The sequence below is a fragment of the Pseudomonas reactans genome, assembly GCF_013387025.1.
In the GTDB taxonomy this organism is placed as follows: domain Bacteria; phylum Pseudomonadota; class Gammaproteobacteria; order Pseudomonadales; family Pseudomonadaceae; genus Aquipseudomonas; species Aquipseudomonas reactans.
This window is the reverse complement of record NZ_JACAQP010000050.1, coordinates 1-18,409: the sequence shown is the minus strand read 5'-3', so window position 1 is coordinate 18,409 and position 18,409 is coordinate 1. Positions and strand designations below refer to the sequence as shown.

At 58.3% G+C, this 18,409-nt stretch carries 18 protein-coding genes and 2 pseudogenes; 7 read left to right on the top strand and 13 right to left on the bottom strand.

The window, feature by feature from the left end; translation table 11 throughout:
* Positions 1-30: 30 nt before the first annotated feature.
* The 3 genes and pseudogenes from HX793_RS32090 to HX793_RS30100 form a co-directional block, all read right to left on the bottom strand.
* A pseudogene (locus tag HX793_RS32090) lies at positions 31-798 on the bottom strand (PAS domain-containing protein); the annotation flags it as partial.
* 263 nt (positions 799-1,061) lie between these two features.
* Positions 1,062-2,120 carry a diguanylate cyclase gene (locus HX793_RS30105; RefSeq protein ID WP_177059754.1) on the bottom strand — a complete coding sequence of 353 codons (1,059 nt, stop codon included), beginning with the start codon at positions 2,118-2,120 and terminating at the stop codon, positions 1,062-1,064.
* A gap of 195 nt (positions 2,121-2,315) precedes the next feature.
* On the bottom strand, positions 2,316-2,936 hold the full coding sequence (locus tag HX793_RS30100) for a TetR/AcrR family transcriptional regulator (RefSeq protein ID WP_016979832.1): 621 nt from the start codon (positions 2,934-2,936) through the stop codon (positions 2,316-2,318).
* Between the two features lie 123 nt (positions 2,937-3,059).
* On the opposite strand from HX793_RS30100, the gene HX793_RS30095 reads away from it, so the two are divergent.
* From HX793_RS30095 to HX793_RS30085, 3 genes are all read left to right on the top strand, one after another.
* Positions 3,060-4,109, top strand: coding sequence for an MBL fold metallo-hydrolase (locus HX793_RS30095; RefSeq protein ID WP_177053925.1), 1,050 nt, complete (start codon positions 3,060-3,062; stop codon positions 4,107-4,109).
* Positions 4,110-4,435: 326 nt separating this feature from the next.
* Positions 4,436-4,978, top strand: coding sequence for a hypothetical protein (locus HX793_RS30090; protein ID WP_256348491.1), 543 nt, complete (start codon positions 4,436-4,438; stop codon positions 4,976-4,978).
* Between the two features lie 250 nt (positions 4,979-5,228).
* A complete protein-coding gene (locus HX793_RS30085; RefSeq protein ID WP_177053926.1) occupies positions 5,229-6,593 on the top strand; it encodes an amidase family protein in 1,365 nt (454 codons plus the stop codon).
* Here the strand turns inward: HX793_RS30085 and HX793_RS30080 are convergent.
* Positions 6,577-7,380, bottom strand: a complete 804-nt coding sequence (locus HX793_RS30080; RefSeq protein ID WP_177059760.1) for an SDR family NAD(P)-dependent oxidoreductase — start codon at positions 7,378-7,380, stop codon at positions 6,577-6,579. The two genes, HX793_RS30085 and HX793_RS30080, sit on opposite strands and share 17 nt — an antisense overlap.
* A gap of 114 nt (positions 7,381-7,494) precedes the next feature.
* Between HX793_RS30080 and HX793_RS30075 the strand changes: the two genes are divergently transcribed.
* The gene (locus tag HX793_RS30075) at positions 7,495-8,433 is read left to right on the top strand and encodes a GlxA family transcriptional regulator (protein WP_177097349.1); all 939 of its coding nucleotides are present in this window, start codon (positions 7,495-7,497) and stop codon (positions 8,431-8,433) included.
* A gap of 4 nt (positions 8,434-8,437) precedes the next feature.
* Here the strand turns inward: HX793_RS30075 and HX793_RS30070 are convergent, their stop codons facing one another.
* The 7 genes from HX793_RS30070 to argH all read right to left on the bottom strand — a co-directional run bounded on the left by HX793_RS30070 (position 8,438) and on the right by argH (position 15,226).
* Positions 8,438-8,803: a helix-turn-helix domain-containing protein gene (locus HX793_RS30070; RefSeq protein ID WP_016979823.1), complete on the bottom strand. Its 366-nt coding sequence runs from the start codon at positions 8,801-8,803 to the stop codon at positions 8,438-8,440.
* Between the two features lie 93 nt (positions 8,804-8,896).
* Entirely contained in the window at positions 8,897-9,844 is a 948-nt protein-coding gene (locus HX793_RS30065; RefSeq protein ID WP_177053929.1) for a hypothetical protein, read from the bottom strand.
* A gap of 54 nt (positions 9,845-9,898) precedes the next feature.
* On the bottom strand, positions 9,899-11,068 hold the full coding sequence (locus HX793_RS30060) for an MFS transporter (RefSeq protein WP_028617629.1): 1,170 nt from the start codon (positions 11,066-11,068) through the stop codon (positions 9,899-9,901).
* 118 nt (positions 11,069-11,186) lie between these two features.
* A complete protein-coding gene (locus tag HX793_RS30055; protein WP_177053930.1) occupies positions 11,187-12,008 on the bottom strand; it encodes an ABC transporter substrate-binding protein in 822 nt (273 codons plus the stop codon).
* A gap of 25 nt (positions 12,009-12,033) precedes the next feature.
* Positions 12,034-12,798, bottom strand: a complete 765-nt coding sequence (locus tag HX793_RS30050; RefSeq protein WP_010208290.1) for an amino acid ABC transporter ATP-binding protein — start codon at positions 12,796-12,798, stop codon at positions 12,034-12,036.
* A 24-nt stretch (positions 12,799-12,822) separates the two neighbouring features.
* Positions 12,823-13,701: an amino acid ABC transporter permease gene (locus HX793_RS30045; protein WP_016974698.1), complete on the bottom strand. Its 879-nt coding sequence runs from the start codon at positions 13,699-13,701 to the stop codon at positions 12,823-12,825.
* Positions 13,702-13,798: 97 nt separating this feature from the next.
* Positions 13,799-15,226 (bottom strand): argininosuccinate lyase, encoded by a 1,428-nt coding sequence (argH, locus tag HX793_RS30040; RefSeq protein WP_177059766.1) that lies wholly within the window; start codon positions 15,224-15,226, stop codon positions 13,799-13,801.
* A gap of 193 nt (positions 15,227-15,419) precedes the next feature.
* Here argH and HX793_RS30035 point away from each other — a divergent pair, with 193 nt between their 5' ends.
* The 3 genes from HX793_RS30035 (at position 15,420) to vapC (ending at position 17,384) form a co-directional block, all read left to right on the top strand.
* The gene (locus tag HX793_RS30035) at positions 15,420-16,379 is read left to right on the top strand and encodes a LysR family transcriptional regulator (protein ID WP_016979816.1); all 960 of its coding nucleotides are present in this window, start codon (positions 15,420-15,422) and stop codon (positions 16,377-16,379) included.
* Positions 16,380-16,747: 368 nt separating this feature from the next.
* Positions 16,748-16,987: a type II toxin-antitoxin system VapB family antitoxin gene (gene vapB, locus HX793_RS30030; RefSeq protein ID WP_080589294.1), complete on the top strand. Its 240-nt coding sequence runs from the start codon at positions 16,748-16,750 to the stop codon at positions 16,985-16,987.
* Complete coding sequence (gene vapC, locus HX793_RS30025) at positions 16,980-17,384, top strand: type II toxin-antitoxin system tRNA(fMet)-specific endonuclease VapC (RefSeq protein ID WP_016979815.1); 405 nt, start codon at positions 16,980-16,982, stop codon at positions 17,382-17,384. Before vapB ends, vapC begins: the two co-directional genes overlap by 8 nt.
* A gap of 25 nt (positions 17,385-17,409) precedes the next feature.
* Here vapC and HX793_RS30020 read toward each other — a convergent pair whose 3' ends face one another.
* Together HX793_RS30020 and HX793_RS30015 are read right to left on the bottom strand one after the other, a co-directional pair.
* Positions 17,410-18,054: an HAD-IB family hydrolase gene (locus HX793_RS30020; protein WP_033901931.1), complete on the bottom strand. Its 645-nt coding sequence runs from the start codon at positions 18,052-18,054 to the stop codon at positions 17,410-17,412.
* A gap of 72 nt (positions 18,055-18,126) precedes the next feature.
* Positions 18,127-18,297, bottom strand: a pseudogene (locus HX793_RS30015) (HNH endonuclease); the annotation flags it as partial.
* Positions 18,298-18,409: the final 112 nt, after the last annotated feature.

Here is an 18,409-nt window from a genome sequence, read left to right as displayed (position 1 = left end):
GGCGGCGTCGGCGGTATGTTGCTGCACCATGGCGGTCACGTCCGAGGCGAACTTCACCACTTTGCACAGGCGTCCGCTGGCGTCGTACACCGGGTTGTAGTTCGCTTCGAGCCACACGGCCTGGCCGTTCTTATCCACCCGTTCGAACTGGCCGCTGAACATTTCGCCCTGGTTCAAGCGCTTCCAGAAGTCGCTGTAGGTCGAACTGTTGGCCAGCTCTGGGGTGCAGAACATGCGGTGATGCTGGCCCTGGATCTGCGCCAGGGTGTAACCCATGCGCTGCAGGAAGTTGGCGTTGGCCGTGATGATGGTACCGTCGAGGTTGAACTCAATGACCGCCATGGCACGGCCGATGGCGGCCAGTTTGGCATTGGCTTCGCTTTCGGCCTGCAGGCGCGGCGTGACGTCCATGGCGTATTTCACCACTTTGATGACTTGACCTGCTTCGTCACGCACCGGGTTGTAGCTTGCCTCCAGCCATACCGACTGGCCATCGCCCGCCACCCGCTCAAAGGTGCCGGACTGGAACTGGCCATTGCGCAGGTTCGACCACAACTGGTTGTACTCGGCGCTGCGGGCAAACGCCGGGGTGCAGAACATGCGGTGGGACTGGCCCTCGATCTGCTCGGCGCGGTAGCCCATGGTCTGGAGGAAGTTGTCGTTGGCCCGCAGCACCGTGCCGGACAGGTCGAATTCGATCACCGCCATGGAGCGCTCGATGGCATCCAGCAGGCTGGCCTGTTGGGCGACGGTGTGTTGCAGGGCATTGATGGTTTTTTTATGGGCGTTGAATAGCATGTTCGGGTGCTCGGGCAAGCAAGCGTCGGGGGTATCCATGTCTGTGCGCCTGCCCCCGTAAGGCATGGGCCATACGGTTGACGTGCTCATTGCCAGCTTCCTTGTGCCAGCAGCGGGGGTGGAACAACGGGTTCAGAGTCGTGCGCAGTGCTAGAAGTTCTGTCTTTGGGCAGGCACTTTTCGAAGAAGGCGACCAATGGCGGCATTATGCTATCGCCGTAAGGTTGGGTCGGAAAAATCAGACGAGGTGTCGTATGACAACCTCAGGCGGAATGAGCGATCACTTCTTCGCTGATGTTGACCCGGTTACGTCCGGTGTCCTTGGCGGCATACAACGCGCGATCCGCCGCATTCAGCCACATGGCGGCGTCGGTAAAGAAGGGTTGGAAATCAGCCAGGCCGATGCTCAGGCTCACGCGCAATTCTGGGATTTGCGGGTTGCGGTAATTGCTGAAGGTTTCACGCATGCGTTCCATGACCTGGGCGGCCTGTTCCAGGGGCATCTGCGGAAGAATCACACAGAATTCATCCCCTCCATACCGGCCCGCGAGGTCGTTTTCCCGCAGGTTGCGCCGCAGCTCCAGGCTCAATTGCCGAAGGACCGCATCACCGACAATATGGCCGTGGGTGTCATTGATTTGCTTGAAATGGTCGATGTCGATCAGGGCGATCGTGGCGTGGCTTTGCTGTTGCTGGCACTTGTGGAACTTGAGGTGCAGCAGGTCTTTCCACGAGCCGTGGTTAAGCAGGCCGGTGAGGCTGTCGATGCGGCTCAAGGCACTGAGCGCGCGTTTATGTTCGGACAGTTTGATTGCCAGTTGATAGCAGACCATGCCAATGGCCATGGGGTAGAGCGTCAACATCGGCAAGCAGGCATAGACCTGAACCAGACTGACCGAAGGGTTGAACTGCAAGCCGAACACCACTGCACCCATGGCGGCGCCCAGCACTTGGGCCAATGCGCCACGTATCAGCAGGCGTTTGCCACCGGCGGCGACGTTATTCATGGCAACCATCGACAGCAGGGTCACGGTGGTCAGAGGCGTGAATTGCAGCGTGGCGGCCCAGAACCCACTGAACACAGCGTCATACACCAAGTTGCGTTGTTCGGCGTCGTAGGGGAATTTGGCGCGGGTTGCCAGCTGATACGCCAGGTGCGGCCAGACGAAACCGTTGATCAGCAATAACGCCCATAACCAGTCTGGCTTACCTAAGGGGTGCAGGGCCGCTATCACGCTGACGCAGCACATGGCCGTGCCGATGATCCTTGGCTTGTAGATACGCCTGGCAAAAGAAAGTCCCTTGCCTTGTCTGTTTTCCATAAATTCCTGGTTCAGCTCTTTTTGCAGATACGACGACACGCGTTCGCAGGGTTAGCCGTTGATCGGATAATACCGGTGAATATTGTCAGTTATTCGCGTGGGAATAATCAGTGTCCTTCCAGGCCATTTGCGCAAAACAGAGGGCGAATGCGTCAAAAACGACCCGGAATGTCGTTCACACAACAGGTTTTATGGCTAGCGAGAAGGGGGGACTTCATAGCCGGCCAGGAACAGGTCGATAGCCGACTCGATAACACTGGCCTGACTGGCGGCGTCCAGGACCGGTTGGCCCAGGGTAATCTGCGGCCAGAAGGCAAACGCCTTGAGCAGGCTCTGAATCTGGTGCGCGGCAAATGCCGGGTCGCTGCAATTGAGCCGGCCATCGTCCTGGGCGGCGCGCACCCATTGGGTAAAACCTTCTTCGCGCTTGCTCAGGCGGGTGACCATGTCCTGTGCACGCTCTGGTGAATGGATGGTGGCGGCGATGGCGACCCGGGCCAGGTCGAGGAAGTTGGCGTCCGCCATCATCTTCATCTTCGCTTCCAACAAGCCGCGCAATTGTTCGCGCAGCGGGCGGTCGCTGGCGTAGCTGACGTCGAGCTGCGCAACGCTGCTGGCCCAGAGTTGATGGAGAATTTCGGCGAACAACTCTTCTTTGCTGGGGAAGTGGTTGTACACCGTGCGCTTGGAAACGCCGGCGGTGGCGGCGATCTTGTCCATGCTGGTTACCTCGAAACCGTTTTCGCGAAATTCAGCGATGGCCGCGGCCACGATGGCTTCGCGTTTACGGTCGGTGAGGCGTTGTGGGGCAGTCATGGAGGGGGCTCGGCTCGTCAAGGAAAGTTACACTCTGTAGTTTACTTGCTGTGTATTTTGTTGCAATCTTGAAACTACACTGTGCAGTGTAATTCAAGAGCGGTCTGTAGGAGTCACCTGTAAATGGCCACGATTTCGTCCCGCGTTGATTCTTCGCCGGCAGCGCCCAAGCAAGACCAGGAGCACTTCAGCAATGAGGCGCCCGTGCAGCAGGGTGGCTTCGGCAAAACCTTGCGTATTTTCTGGAACATGCTGTTCAACAAGCCGCGCAGCACGCGGCCGGTGGGGCAGATTCCGGTACAGCCGCTGACCCGAGAGCAGTTGCTGGCGGCGCCGGATCACAGCGTGTTCCGTCTCGGGCATTCCACCGTCTTACTGAAAATGCGCGGCAAATTCTGGGTGACCGACCCGGTGTTTGCCGAGCGTGCGTCGCCGTTCAGTTGGGCCGGCCCCAAGCGTTTTCACCAACCGCCGATCAGTCTTGAAGAGCTGCCGCCGTTAGAAGCGGTGATTCTTTCCCACAACCACTACGACCATCTTGACCGCAATGCTGTCGTCCAATTGGCTGAGAAGACCCGCTACTTTCTCGCGCCGCTGGGCGTCGGGGATATCCTGGTGAAATGGGGCGTGGAGGCCAGCAAAGTGCGGCAACTGGATTGGTGGCAGGGCACCGAGGTGGATGGCATTCGATTTGTCGCCACGCCTGCGCAGCATTTTTCCGGGCGGGGCCTGTTTGATGCCAACCAGACCTTATGGTGTTCCTGGGTGATGATCGATGGCGCACGGCGGATTTTTTTCAGTGGTGATACCGGCTACTTCGATGGCTTTAAACACATCGGCGAACAGTACGGCCCGTTTGATCTGACGCTGATGGAAACAGGCGCTTACAACGTCGATTGGCCCCACGTACACATGCAACCTGAGCAAACCCTGCAAGCGCATATCGACCTCAAAGGCCGTTGGTTGCTGCCGATTCATAACGGCACCTTCGACCTGGCGTTCCATGCCTGGCACGAACCGTTCGACCGCATCATGGCTCTGGCCTGGGAGCGCAACGTGTTTATCACCACACCGCAGATGGGACAGGCGTTCAGCTTGAACCAGCCTGAGCGAGGGTATGCGTGGTGGCTGGACGTGGAAACCCAAAGTGCACAGGAACACCTCGCCGGCTGACAAACGAAGCGTCGGAAAAAGGAGTTTTCAAGCTGTTTCAGGCCTGCGACAGGTGCCAGCCAAGGGTGCGATGATCCCCGGAACGTCTTTTGTCGGGGCCAGGTTCTATGGAGAAGATAGGTGGGAAATGTTGGCAAGCGGGTGTGGCTTGTCCGGCGCGGCAGCCTGCGTCTGAGCTGGCAGAATCGTCGTGTCTGGTCACTGCACCTACTGGGCTTGCCAGCCCGCGAAGTATCGCTTTTGGTGTCGATCCCCATGTCTATGGGAAGCTGGGGGCAAGCATCCCGATCCCGGGGTATGACGCTCCGAGTCTTCCCCTGAAACCCTTGCGCGACCCGTCGCTTTCATTGATTGCCTTGAGTGGTATCGATCCCTCAGGGCCGGTGATGGTGGAAGTCCCCTTGGTGGAAAACAACACGACCTTCACGGCTGCTCAGGCGCTGGGCGGCAGGCGCGTGGGGTTTGCCGAGCGGTTTGTGGATGATCACGAGCATGAGCAGGTCGAGCACACCCCATCCTTCCTGAGAGCGCTGGACATCCTTCGCCGATCCGGCGCCGAGCTGGTACCGGTGCATGCGCTCCGGTCCAACCACACTCTGCCTGGTCGCAATGAAATCGATGACCTTGTGCATGAATACCGACTGGATGCCCTGGTATCCGACAGCCGCAGCACTGCATTCCACGCAGCTTGCTTGAGTGGCTACCCAAGGCTTGGCGAGCCGCTCGGGGAGGGTGCGACGTTGTGGTTCTACAGTTCAAAATGGGCGGAGGATTGGCTGGCACCCCTGGTCCAGCGGTATCGAAGCGTTCGTCGCCTAATGGAGGTGCAGGAGAGGCCACCTGCTACGTTGAACTATCCCACACCCTGACGGGCCCGCGTCGCGCAGCCTGGCGGGAGAGGAGTTTTTAGACTGACCTACGGATCAACGTTGGTCCTTCTTCATTTCTTACTCCTCAAGAGGTCTTATGTTAGGAATCGCATCGGTAGGAATCGCATATGGCGCGGGCTCCCTGGTCCGGCAAGTCGTACAGGCCTTCGCTGGAGACTACTCACCCGTTGCTTCAAAACCCGTGCCTGCCGGTACTGAGTACCTCAGTGTCAACGAGCTCAGCAGGCAAATGGCCCTCCCGGGTGGGCTAACTTCGGCCGATCTGGTCACTCACCTGCAGGAGCGGATTCGCAGGCTGGATCCGCAACTCAACGCTGTCATCGAGCTCAACCCCAAGGCGTATGAAACCGCACGTGAGTTGGACCGTGAGCGGGCCAGCGGCAACGTCCGCGGGCCGCTGCATGGCATTCCTATCTTGCTCAAGGACACGATCGAAACCGAGGGTATGCAAACCAGTGCGGGTGCGTTTGGGCTCGTCGGTGAAGCTGCTGGCAAGAACGCCCCGTTGGTCGACTACCTGATCAAACAGGGCGCAGTGATTCTCGGTAAAACCAATATGACCGAAATGGCGGGGTTTCGTGGGGTGGCTGATGGCTGGAGCAGTCGTGGCGGGCAAACCCGTAACCCTCATCAAGCGGATGCCGACGTGGGAGGTTCCAGTTCCGGTTCCGCCGCAGCGGTTGCTGCTGGCTTGGCGCCTTTGGCGGTGGGGGCAGAAACCAGTGGTTCGATCATTGTGCCGGCAGCGCGTAACGGTATTGTCGGGTTCAAGCCCACTGTCGGCCTGCTGGACCGTAACGGGATTATTCCGGCGAGCCAGCACCAGGACACACCAGGCCCGATGACGCGTTCGGTGTTTGACGCTGCGCTGATGCTCAACGCCATGTCAGGCAGTGATCCTAAGGACCCGGCAAGTGTGGGAGCGCCCCAAGGTATCGATTACACGCAGTTGCTGGTGCCAGGGGCCTTGAAAGGCAAGCGTATCGGTTATCCTGCCACCTTCTCCAAAGATGGCGAAACCCTGCCAGTGGAGAACAGCACGCAGTTCAATCGGACACTGGAAGTGCTTCGCGAGCAAGGCGCGGTGTTGGTGCCGGTCAACCTGCGCCTGGCCGATGCCTCACGCTACGGCGAACTGTTGCTTTCGGATGTGAAGGACGAGTTGAACACCTACTTGGGCAAGCGTTCGGGGTTGCCGGTCAAGTCGCTGACCGAACTGATCCGGTTCAACGATCTACGTGATGGCACTGAGACGGATCATCAACCGGTGCTCAAGGAAATCAGCGCCTCAACGCTGACGCCAGAGGAGCGCAAGCCACTGTGGGACGCGCTCATCCAGGATTTCAGAAGTACGATTGATGACCCGATCAAGGCAGAAAACCTGGACGCCATGGTGTCGGATTTCGACACCAACAGCTACTTCGGTGTCGCGGCGGCCGGCTATCCGGGAATCGCCGTACCGTCTGGTGTCGATGAGGATGGCCTACCCACCAGTGCCTACTGTTTTGGCACCCAATGGACCGAACCTACCTTGCTGGCAGTGGCCCACGGGTATGAGCAGGCCGCTCAGGTTGCGGTCAAACCGGCACTTTGACGCCATAACGTGCCGCTGGGGAGCGATGTGACAGGTTGGGGCCCAGCGCCAGGCGTGCTGTTTCGTAGGCGTCCCAGTCCAGGCGGTCGGGCAATGAGGGGATCGTCACCTTTTCACCCTGGGCAAGGCCTGCCAGCGCGGCATCCACCAGATTCTCCGTGGTCATGACGATGGTGTCAGGGAGGTTGTTTACGGGCAGCCCCGCGACATCCCAGAACTCGGTGGCGGTGGCGCCGGGCAGCACCACTTGAACATTGACACCCTTGTCGCTCAGTTCATGGTCGAGGGATTCGCTGAACGCCTGCACAAAGGCCTTGGTGCCAGCGTACACACCATTCAACAACTTAGGCGCGACCGCGACGATCGACCCGATGTTGATCAGGGTGCCACGGCCCTGGGCGACAAAATTGGTCGCGGCAGCTTTTGCCAGGCGAGTGAGCGCGAGGACATTGAGCAGGATCATGGCGTCCATCTTGCCCGCGTCCGAGGCCAGCAGTGACGCTGTCGCACCGACGCCGGCGTTGTTCACCAGCAGGCTGATGCGGCTGTCTTCAAGCAGAATTTGTTCAATGCGCGCCAGGTCGGCAGGCAGGTTGAGGTCGGCGGCCACTACCTGGATGTTTCGTTGGGAATCGGTTTTGAGTCGAGCCGCGAGTTGGTCCAGTCGTTGCTGGTTGCGCGCCACCAGAATCAGGTCGTAACCCTGGCGAGCCAGGCGGTCGGCATACACGGCACCGATCCCGGACGAAGCGCCAGTGATCAGGGCATAACCTTTGGATTGAGTCATTGCAGTTGCTCCAGAAGGGCCGGGGAAGGGCGGCCTTGTTGAAGCCAAGATTATGGGTGTAATGTATTGGCTGCAATGTCATATATCCCTCTTTTCGGGACATGAGGTTTCACCATGGTGTCTATTGGTATTCTGCTGTTTCCCGGGTTCCAGATGCTCAGCCTGGGCACCAGTACCGTGTTCGAATTCGCCAACTTTGAGTTGGGCCAACCGTTCTATCGTGTGGACCTTTTGTCGGAACACGGTGGGCCGATCAAAAGCTCCATGGGCTTTGCCATCGACACTGTGCCCTTCGGCCAACAGCACTACGACACAGTGCTGGTGGTGGGAGACAACGAATTGCTGAAAGCCACGCCTGGCATGCTTGCTTACTTGCAGCAAGCCATGCTCACTTCGCGTCGCGTGACATCCGCCTGCACCGGTTCTTTCTATCTGGCCGCCGCCGGGTTGCTGGAGGGCCGCAAAGCGACGACCCATTGGTACCACGCCCACACGTTTCGTCAGGCCTATCCAAACGTACGGCTGGAGGAAGAGCGTATCTTCACCGTCGATGGTCCGCTCTGGACCTCAGCCGGCCTGACCGCTGCCCTCGACCTGGCCCTGGCCTTGGTCGAACATGACCTGGGGGTTGAGGTTACACGCGCAGTGGCGCGTAAATTGGTGGTCTACCACCGACGCGCAGGTGGCCAGTCACAATTTTCCGCATTACTAGAAATCGACCCCAAATCCGATCGCGTGCAAACAGCCCTGGCCTACGCCCGAGAACACTTGCAGGACGATCTCTCAGTGGACCAGTTGGCTGAAGTCGCCCATTTGAGCCCGCGCCAATTCAGCCGATTGTTCCGTGCAGAAACCGGCCAGTCACCCGCCAAGGCTATCGAGCGGTTGCGCATCGAGGCAGCCCGCCTGTTGCTTGAGTCTGGCGATCATTCCATCGATATCATCGCCCGGGAGACCGGCTTCGGTGACCCGGAGCGTATGCGCCGCGCCTTCCTGCGTGCCTTTGGCCAACCGCCGCAGATGATGCGCCGGGCGCTGCAACTGCAGGCGTGAGGCTCTATGCACCGCTAGGTTCAAGTGGTGCCGACGTTGGCCCTATCAGACGAGAGAGAATGCCTTGCGCTACAGGCTCCGGTTCTTCGGAGTCAAACCGGCGCACACTCATCCCCCACCCCGGCGCAAACCCTGGGAAGAACACCAGCCCTTCAGCCTCCAACCGAAACGCCAAGGCCAGGCGGGTTTCATCACCCACGTCATGTTGGTTTTCAAACTGTTGAACCGCCTCAACCGCCACACCGGCCTGGCGAGCCAGGTCTTCCCGGCTCCAGCCCAACATCGTGCGGGCCTGCACGCTGTGCTTGGCGGTGAATTGATGCAGGACGATCTGCTGTTCTACGAAAGAGCTCATTGCCAGAGAGGACATGGGGTTTCTCCAGGTTCGACGGGGGAGGACAAACTATACTGTGTTTTTGTACAGTTGTTTTGACCGCTCATCAACTGGATTTTTGTTGACCTACTATTCCACCCCTGGCGCCTCCCGAATGATCAGGTGGTCCAGGTTCTCGATGTTCGCGCTGAATACCCCAAACGTCTGCTCGGGATTCCTTTTGCTCGGCACCTGTTGCAGTTCCGGCGTTACCCCGTAGAAGAAGCAGTACAAGGCTCGCTCGCTGTCCACCGCCACCTTGATCTGCTCTAAAAACGCTTTGCGCTTGCGGTAGTTCTCAATGAGCTTTTTGCTCAGGTAGACGTTGACCGAGTAGGGCTTCTTGTCGAGCCACACTTTCTTTTCGAAGTCGATGCGAAAGCTGCTGGTGTAGTCCTTGATTTCTTTGATCTTGCCCCAGTAGATCAGGCCTTTGTTGTCCTGCAGGTACTCGATCTTCTTGAAAAACGTCCAGTAGGTCGCGGTGTGGTCACCGACCTTCAGCGGCATGGACTTGAGCTTGTCCTTGTCGTCGAGGTTGGAAACGAAACATTCCACCGGGTGGGCAAACACGCTGGTTTTGTCTGGGGTGCTGTCATTGGTGCTGTGGGAGACCGAGCTTGGATTTGAAGGCGCCGTCACTGGATCGTGTGAGATATTTCCCTCTGCCCCGGCAAGCGGATTTTTGCGTTCGTACTGACGACGAGTGAGTACAAGCTCCGATGGGAAATTGTCCTCACGCTCGTCGTCATTTTCACCTGTCGCGGTTTTATGGCTACTGGCGTAGCGGCAACCCTCTATATGCCGGGTGCCGGTCTTGTTCTTGAAATGCGGCGTGCGCTGGTAATTGACGTTTTTGGCGTTGAACGTGCTCAGTGCGTTGCCGGTATCAAACGCCGCACGACATTCATCATTGGGGCAAAGGAAGCTGTCCTTGTCTGAGTCGAAGTCGGTTGTTTCGTCGAAATTCAGGTCTCGTACGTCGTAGATCGACAGCTTGTCATCGAGACTCAGGCTGTAGGCCGTGTCGAATTTCATGGGGCTCGGGTCCGTGAGAGGTTTCGCTATTAATAGCGGGATCTTGCGTAAATATCAGCAAGAACCTGCAACCCGTCGCCCGCTCAAGAAGCACAGCGTTCCACCGACCGCAGTCAGCGCCCCCAATGCATAGAACATGCTGGCCGGCGCCGCATTGATCAGCAGATAGCCGCAAATCACAGGGCTCATCGCCCCTCCAAACGCGGCCAGGTTCTGCGCGCCGTAGTAACTGCCGCGCAGTGCATCCGGCGCGATGGTGTCAATAAACAGGAACTCGGAGGGGTAGATGATCATCTCGCCGAGGGTGAATACGAACATCGCCAAGCACCATGTGAGCAGGCTGTCCGCGAGGCTGAAACCGATCAGTCCGGCAATGAACAGCAGCGTGCCGAGCACGATCCAGTAGCGCAGTTGTTCACGCTTGAGAAAGCGGCCGATCTGGTACTGCATCAGAATTACGGTGATGGCATTGCACGCCAGCACTGCAGACAGAATCTTCAGCGCCTCGGCGGGCTTGTAGGCCACCAGCAAGAACTGCGACAGATACAGGGTGTAGCGCCCATGGACAATGGTGCTCAGCAAGCTGCCGCTGGTGAACAGGATGAGTGTGCGGTCGCTGCGCAACGTGCGCAGGGTGGTGAGAAAACTCAAGGGCTTGTTGCTGTCATCCCGTTGGGTGGGCGGGATGCCGATCATCAGGAACAGGCTGCCAAAGGCGATCGCACTGGCAATCAGGAACGGTGCCAGTTGCATGTGGCCGGCGATCACCACGCCGACCATCGGGCCTGTGGCGTAGCCGACGTTGGTCAGGGTGTAGCGCAGGGAAAACACCTTGGCACGGTCACCCACCGGCAGGTTCTCGCTGATGATGGCTTTTGAGCCAATCAGGAACAGTGCCGACGCCGCTTCGGTGATGACCAGGGTCAGGGTGGTGAGGTAGAGGTTGCTGGCAAAAGTCAGCAACAGAAAACCGATGGAGCTGGAGAGCATGGCCAGGATCAGCAGCTTTCGCTTTTCCAGGCGGTCGATGATGTAGCCGCCGTACAGGCCCAGCAAGGTCGCGATAAAGACGGCAATGCCCATCAGCAGGCCGATGTCCTGCTGGTTCAGGCCCAGGCGGGTACTCAGCAACAGGGCCAGCAACGGGCTGGTCATGGCGCGGCTGACCACGATGGTCACCGAGCAAATCATCAGGCGGCGGATTACCAGGGAGTAGGTGGCCACGGTGGGGCAGATGTCCTTATTCGATCAAGTGCACACATTCCGTGTAGGAGCCTGCTTGCCGGCGATGGCGTCCGTAAGCTCGCTATCGCCGGCAAGCCGGCTCCTACAAGGTTGTGGGTTACTGGCCGGCGTTGATGGAGATTTTTTCTACGGCGCCTTGCTCCAGGTCCCACTTTTTCAGGATCTTGCCGTAGGTGCCGTCATCGATCATGCCCTGCAACGCCTCACTGATCGCCGTGACCAGTTGAGTGTTGCTCTTCTCGATCCCAAGCCCGGTGAACTGCTTGGAAATCGCCAGGCCCACGGGCTTGTACTTGCCCTTATCCAGCGACATCAAGTAGGGAATCGTCTCGCTGCCCTGCATCGCCGCATCCAACCGGTTCTGCTGCAACTGCGCTCGCGCATCCGCCGAGCCTTCAGTGCCGATCACCACGATCGCCGGCTTACCCGCCGCTTCGCAGTTTTCCTTGCTCCACGCGGCAATTTCCGACGGCCAGGTGGTGCGACGGCTGGTGCCGACTTTTTTACCGCACAGGTCAGTCAATTCCTTGAGGTCGTCACGCTTGGCCATCGTGTACAGCTGTGGGCCGCTGGTGAAGTAGTCGATGAAAGTCACGGATTTCTGGCGTTCGGCGGTGTCGGTCATGCCCGACAGCACGATGTCCACGCGCTTGGTGGTCAGGCCGCTGAGCATCTGCTCGAAGCCGGTTTCCTGCCACTTGATCTTCACGCCCAGGCGCTCGGCCAAGGCGTTGCCCAGGTCGAAATCCAGGCCGGTGATCTTGTTGGTTGCCGGGTCCTTGAAATCCATCGGCGGATAGTTCGGCACGATGGCCGCGCTGATCTCGCCCTTGTCCTTGATTGCCGCCGGCAATGCCGCGAAAACTGCAGTGGAGGCCATCAGGCCTGCGAGCAACGTTGGGATAAACAATTTTTTCATGGGGGCGTTCTCGTTTGTTTTTTAGTTAAGTGCGAACGGCAGAAATAAAGCTTTGGGTACGCGGGTTTTGTGGGCTTATTAGAATTTCTTCGGGGCTGCCGGCTTCCACAATCTGGCCGGCATCCATGAACACCATGCGGTTGGACACTTCACGGGCAAAGCCCAGTTCATGGGTGACCACGATCATGGTCATGCCGGTGGTGGCCAGATCGCGCATCACCGACAGCACTTCGCCTACCAGCTCCGGGTCGAGGGCTGACGTGGGTTCGTCAAACAACATCAATTTGGGGCGCATTGCCAACGCGCGGGCAATCGCCACACGTTGCTGCTGGCCGCCGGACAACTCCACCGGGTAAGCATTGCGCTTGTCCGCCAGGCCGACGCGGGCCAGCAGCTCCAGCGCGTCTTCGATGGCTTCCTTGGGCGAGCGCTTGAGCACCTGGCACGGGCCTTCGATAATGTTCTGCAACACGGTCATATGCGGGAACAAATTGAAGCGTTGGAACACCATGCCGGTCGCCAGACGCTGGCGAGCGATCTGCGATTCATTCATCTCATGCAGCTTGTTGCCGACGACGCGGTAACCCACCAGTTCGCCGTCGACCCACAGGCCGCCCTTGTCGATTTTTTCTAGCTGGTTGACGCAGCGCAGCAGGGTGCTTTTACCGGAACCCGACGGGCCGATGATGCACATCACTTCGCCTTGCTCGACCTCGATATTGATGTCACGCAGCGCGTGATATTGGTCGTAATACTTGTTCAGGTTGACGGCCTTGACGATGCTTCTCATGGGGCAAATCTCCTCAACCCAGGCTTACGAACGCTTGCCGGCGCCGCGGGCAAAACGACGCTCGAGGCGGCTTTGACCAAATGAAAGAACAGTCACCACCGCCAGGTACCAGATGCCGGCTACGATCAGCAGCTCCATGACCCGCGCGTTGGCGTAGTAGATGTTTTGCGCGTTGTGCAGCAGTTCGGAGTATTGGATGACGCTGGCCAGGCTGGTCATTTTCACCATGCTGATGAACTCGTTGCCTACAGGCGGAATGATCACGCGCATCGCCTGGGGCAGAATCACCCTACGCAGCGCCTGAAGGCTCGGCATGCCGATCGACTTGGCGGCTTCGTATTGGCCGGTATCCACCGACAGCAAACCCGCGCGCACCACCTCGGCGGTGTAGGCGCCCTGGTTGATGCTGAGGCCGAGCAGGGCGGCCACGAACGGCGTCATCAGGTCGACGGTGTCGATGCTGAACAGCCCGGGAATCGCGATCACCGGGAAGATCAACGCCAGGTTGAACCACAGCAGCAGTTGCAAAATCAGCGGCGTGCCCCGGAACAGCCAGGTGTAGGTGATGGCCACGTAGCGCAGGATCGGGTTGGCCGACATGCGCATGATCGCCGTGATCACGCCGATCACTACGCCCAGCGCCATCGCCAGAATCGACATGACGATGGTGTTCACCAGGCCCCAGAGGATGGCCTCAGAGGTGAGGAACTGCCCGATGTAGGACCATTCGATCTGGCCATTGGCGAATGCACGCAACAGCGCGGCCAACACGATCACGATCAAGGTGGCAAAAAACATCCGCCCGTAATAGCGACGCGGCACGTGCTCGTACTGCGTAATATCGAACTGGTTCTCGGACAATTTGCGCTCGGCTTCCAAGCGCTCTGCCGGGGTTTGGTTCATGGTGATTCTCCAAAACTTACAACGCTCTAACTGCTGTACGCGGTCCAAATGTGGGAGCTGGCTTGCCTGCGAAGACGCCAGCCCAAACACCGCAGATTTAAATCCGGAACCCCTGATAACTCTCCGCCCACTGCTGTTGAGCCGCTAATGCGGACTTCAACCGCCCAATCTGCTCCCGAACCCGTTCTGGCGCCGTCCCACCCCACCCACTGCGTGCCGCAATCGCCGCTTCCAGGGTCAAGCAGTCGCGCACTTCTGGTGTGAGTCGTGCATCCACCTCCGCCAACATCGCCGGCGAGGCTTCCCACAACTCAATCTCATGCTTCTCACACGCCTGCACCAACGCGCCGGTAATCTCGTGAGCCTCTTTAAACGGCACACCACGGGTGGCCAACCAATCCGCCACCTCAGTCGCCAAGGTAAAGCCCATCGGCGCCTGACGCCGTAGCTCTTCCACCTGCACCTTCATGGTCGCAACCATTCCCGCCATCGCCGGTAACACCAGCAACAAGGTATCCACACTGTCCAACACACTGTGCTTGTCTTCACTCAAATCACGGTTGTACGACAGCGGCAACGACTTGAGCGTCGACATCAACCCCGTCAGGTTGCCGATCAACCGCCCAGCCTTGCCCCGCGCCAATTCGGCAATGTCCGGGTTCTTCTTCTGCGGCATGATCGAGCTACCGGTCGCGTAGGCATCGTCCAGCACAACCCAGCGAAATTGCCGCGAAGACCACAGGCAAAACTCTTCGGACAGGCGCGAAATATTCACCCCAAGCATGCCCGCCACAAACAGGAACTCCGCCACATGGTCACGGCTGGCGACGGCGTCGATGGAGTTTTCGCACGGCCCGGTGTAACCCATTTCCTTGGCGGAATGTTCTGGCTGACGGGCAATCGCAGAACCTGCCATGGCGGCCGCACCCAAAGGCGACAAGGCTGTGCGCGCATCCCAATCCACCAGACGTTGCACATCGCGCAGCATGGACTGAGCGTGAGCCAGCAGATGATGGGCGAACACAATCGGTTGCGCCTGCTGCAAATGGGTAAAGCCGGGGCAGATGCTCTCGATATGCTGCTCGGCCTGATCCACTAGGGCCTGCTGCAAACCCAGCACTTCAGTGGTGATGGTGCGCGCATGGTCCCGTAGGAAAAGGCGCAGGTCATTGGCGGTCTGATCGTTACGCGAACGCCCGGCGCGCAATTTTCCGCCCAGGGCACCAAGGCGCTCGGTCAATACGCGTTCGATGAAGGTGTGTACGTCCTCGTCATCCTGGGTCGGATGCAGGTTACCGGCGGCGAAATCCGCACCGATCTCGTCCAGAGCCGCCAGGGTGCGCAGGGTTTCCGACTCATCCAGCAATCCCGCGCGCTGCAACTCACGGGCATGGGCACGGGAGCCGGCCAGGTCGTAGGGCGTCAGGCGGAAATAGCGCTCAGGGCAACGGGACAACGCGGCCAATGCAGCAGACGGACCGCTCTTGAATCGAGCGCCCCAAAGGCGGTCGGTAGGTTGGGACATGGGTATTCCTCACGCTTGTTTTTAGAAGAGTCGGAGGCAGTAAAAATAAGTTTTCAACTAGACTGAACCAGCGTCTGACGCGCCGTATTCAAGGTTGCCAAGGGCGGATGTTTATGTTCATTATCGCCGCCTGGCTATGTTCAAGGATTGGGTTGAAGCCTGTTGAATATGGCACTTGAGGTCAACGCGTATTATGGAAACCCCACTTTCCACTTCTGGAAACCTACCGCCAAAACCCGGCTCAAGACCGCCCCTGCAACTGAGCGGCCTGGACTTCAAATTGCTGCGCGTGTTCATGGCCGTGGTCGAAGCGGGCGGCTTCAGCGCCGCGCAAAACGAGCTGAACGTGGGCCTTGCGGCGATCAGTAAACAAATTTCCGACCTGGAAATCCGCATCGGCATGCGCCTGTGTACACGGGGTCGGGAAGGGTTCGGGCTGACCGAAGAAGGCAAGTTGGTGTACCAGGCGTCCATCGAGTTATTTACCTCGGTGGACAGTTTTCGCGACAAGCTTAGTTCGGCGCAAAACGAGCTTATTGGTGACCTTAGTGTGGGCGTTATTGATAACACCGTGTCCGACGTTAATTCCCCGCTGATTGCCGCATTGGGGAAATTACACAGCGAATCACCCAAGATTAGATTGCGTTTACATGCCTCGCAATTGGACGAAGTTGAACGTGGCGTGGTGGAAGGGCGGCTGATTGTCGGCATCGTGCCCGTGTATCAACGCCGTGAAGAGTTCGACTATTTCCCGCTGTACGAAGAAAAGGCCCACGCCTACTGTGCCGTAGGGCACCCACTGTTCAACGCGAGTGAAATCACACCGGAAGTGCTGCGCCAGTATGAAGTGGTGAATCATCGGTATGCGATCCACCGCGACAAGGCCAACTTCGTCAACTATGACAGCCAGTCCGCCTCAGCGTCCCAGGTCGAAGCCGTCGCCATTTTGATCCTCACTGGTCGTTTCCTGGGCTTCTTGCCAGAACACTACGCTGCGCGACTGGTAAGGGAAGGTCGCCTGCGCTCACTGTGCCCGGAGCAAGTTCACCTGAGCACCGCCTTCAACCTCATCCTGCGCCACAACGCCCCGCGCAGCCCGATGGTAAAAGCCTTCGCCACAGCGCTGGGCGTGGACCTCAAAGCCACGACATAACACTCAAGCCAAACACCGTCCCTCCGAGCGACAGAGGTCAACTGTGGGAGCTGTCGAGCCCCAGCGAGGCTGCGAATGGATCGCCTCGGTTTCCCTGTCGAGCCCACGACCTCATATCGCCTCTCTACGGACCGTTATCGTTTTTCACGCGGATAGCCAATTTGTTAGCGAATTTCAGAGCGCATTAGCGTTCTCCTGATCTTAGGAAGCAGCTATCAGGAGGGGTGAATCGGATGATTGACCCCTAGTACCCCATGCTAGTGCGCTAAGAATAGACATTCGTCGGATGGTTGCCATAGAGCTATGCAATAGAGCATCCTCGAACTATCATTCTTCCTAGTCTTTCCCTACCCAGAGAGGTGTTCTCTATGTCTTCTGGAACCATCTTTACTAACAATCGGACGCAAAATATCCGCATCCCTGCCGACATGCGTTTTCCTGCGGGAGTAAAAACTGTCGAGGTCCGTGCTGTAGGGAGAGAGCTGATTATTTCGCCTGTAGAAAACACTTGGGACAGCTTTTTTCTTGCCAGTGAATCGGTATCTGAGGATTTTATGGAGGAGCGTGCCGATCAAACCCAGCAAGAACGAGAGTCCTTTGATGATTAAGTACATGCTTGATACCAACATCGTGATCTACATCATCAAGCGTCGGCCGATTGAGATACTGGAGAAATTCAACGCCAACGTAGGGCGCATGGTGATCTCTTCAATCACCCTCGCAGAGCTGATGCATGGCGCAGAAAAGAGTCAGCTTGTAGAAAAAAACACGCGAGCCGTGGAAGACTTCTCTTCGCGGCTTGATGTCCTTAGCTACGACGACAAGGCGGCTTTTCACTACGGCTCGATCCGTTCAGACCTGGAGAAAAAGGGCACGCCTATTGGCGTCAATGACCTACACATTGCCGGGCACGCTAGAAGCTCAGGCTTGGTGTTGGTGACTAACAATGAGGGTGAGTTCAAGCGCGTAAATGGCTTGATTGTGGAAAACTGGATAGGCGTCTAGCGAGTATCTGCCAACCCCACCCGCATCACCGCTGCAACCGAGCCCGCTTCTTCTTCGCATGAAAATGCCGAAAATGCGCATCCTGCGCCGCCGCCAACAACTCCCGATCCCCACGCGTATCGCCCCAGGCCCGCAGCCGATATTCGCCCAAATCCCCATACACCGCCTCAAGCCGCAGCACCTTGTTCTCACAGCGGCAGTTGTTCCCGGTGAGCTTACCGGTCAACACCCCGTCGACCACCTCAAGCTCTGTCCCGATCAACTTGATCCCCAGCCGATTCGCAAACGGCTGCAACACCAACGCCGGCGACGCCGAACACAGCGTGACCTCCGCCCCGGAGCCCAGCTCCTGCTCCACCGACAACACCCCCGTCGGCCGCATCAGCCGCGCCCAGGTCTTCTGGCAATACTCCTCGGCCTTTTGCTGCACCCACGCCTTCTCCACCCCGGTCATAAAGGTGCGGATCAACTGCGCCTTCAACTCATCCCGGCTGATCTGCCGCACCAAAAAGCGCAGCCCTGGCACCGCCAGCTTGACCATCCGGCCATAGAACTCGCCAGGGCCGAAGGCAAACTTGAGGAAGGGCACGAAACTGTCGTGGTGGGTCAGGGTGCCGTCGAAGTCAAAGACGGAGAGTACTTTGGCGTCAGCGGGGCCGGCTTCGAGCATGTCTGGGTTCACGGGTTGGCCTCGGTCCTATCTGGTATTTTTTGAGTGTGCATCAGGTGTGACAGCGGGAGTTTACTCCCGTGCCAATCTTCCGACTTTGGCGTAAAGCCCCTCGGTGAAGGCATCCCGATCACTCGACCGGTGACAACGCTGATGGCAATTGGGGCACAAGGCTACAGCATTGGTGATGCGATCCGAACCCTTCTGGGCGAGGTGGCCAGTTTGATGTGCTTCAAGAAGTGGCCATTCACCAGGCATAAAAAAGCCCTGAGCGTGTCAGGGCTTAATGGGGTTGATGGGCTGAGGAATCAATCCCAGCTCAGTGCGCCGCCAGTCTGGTACTCGATCACACGGG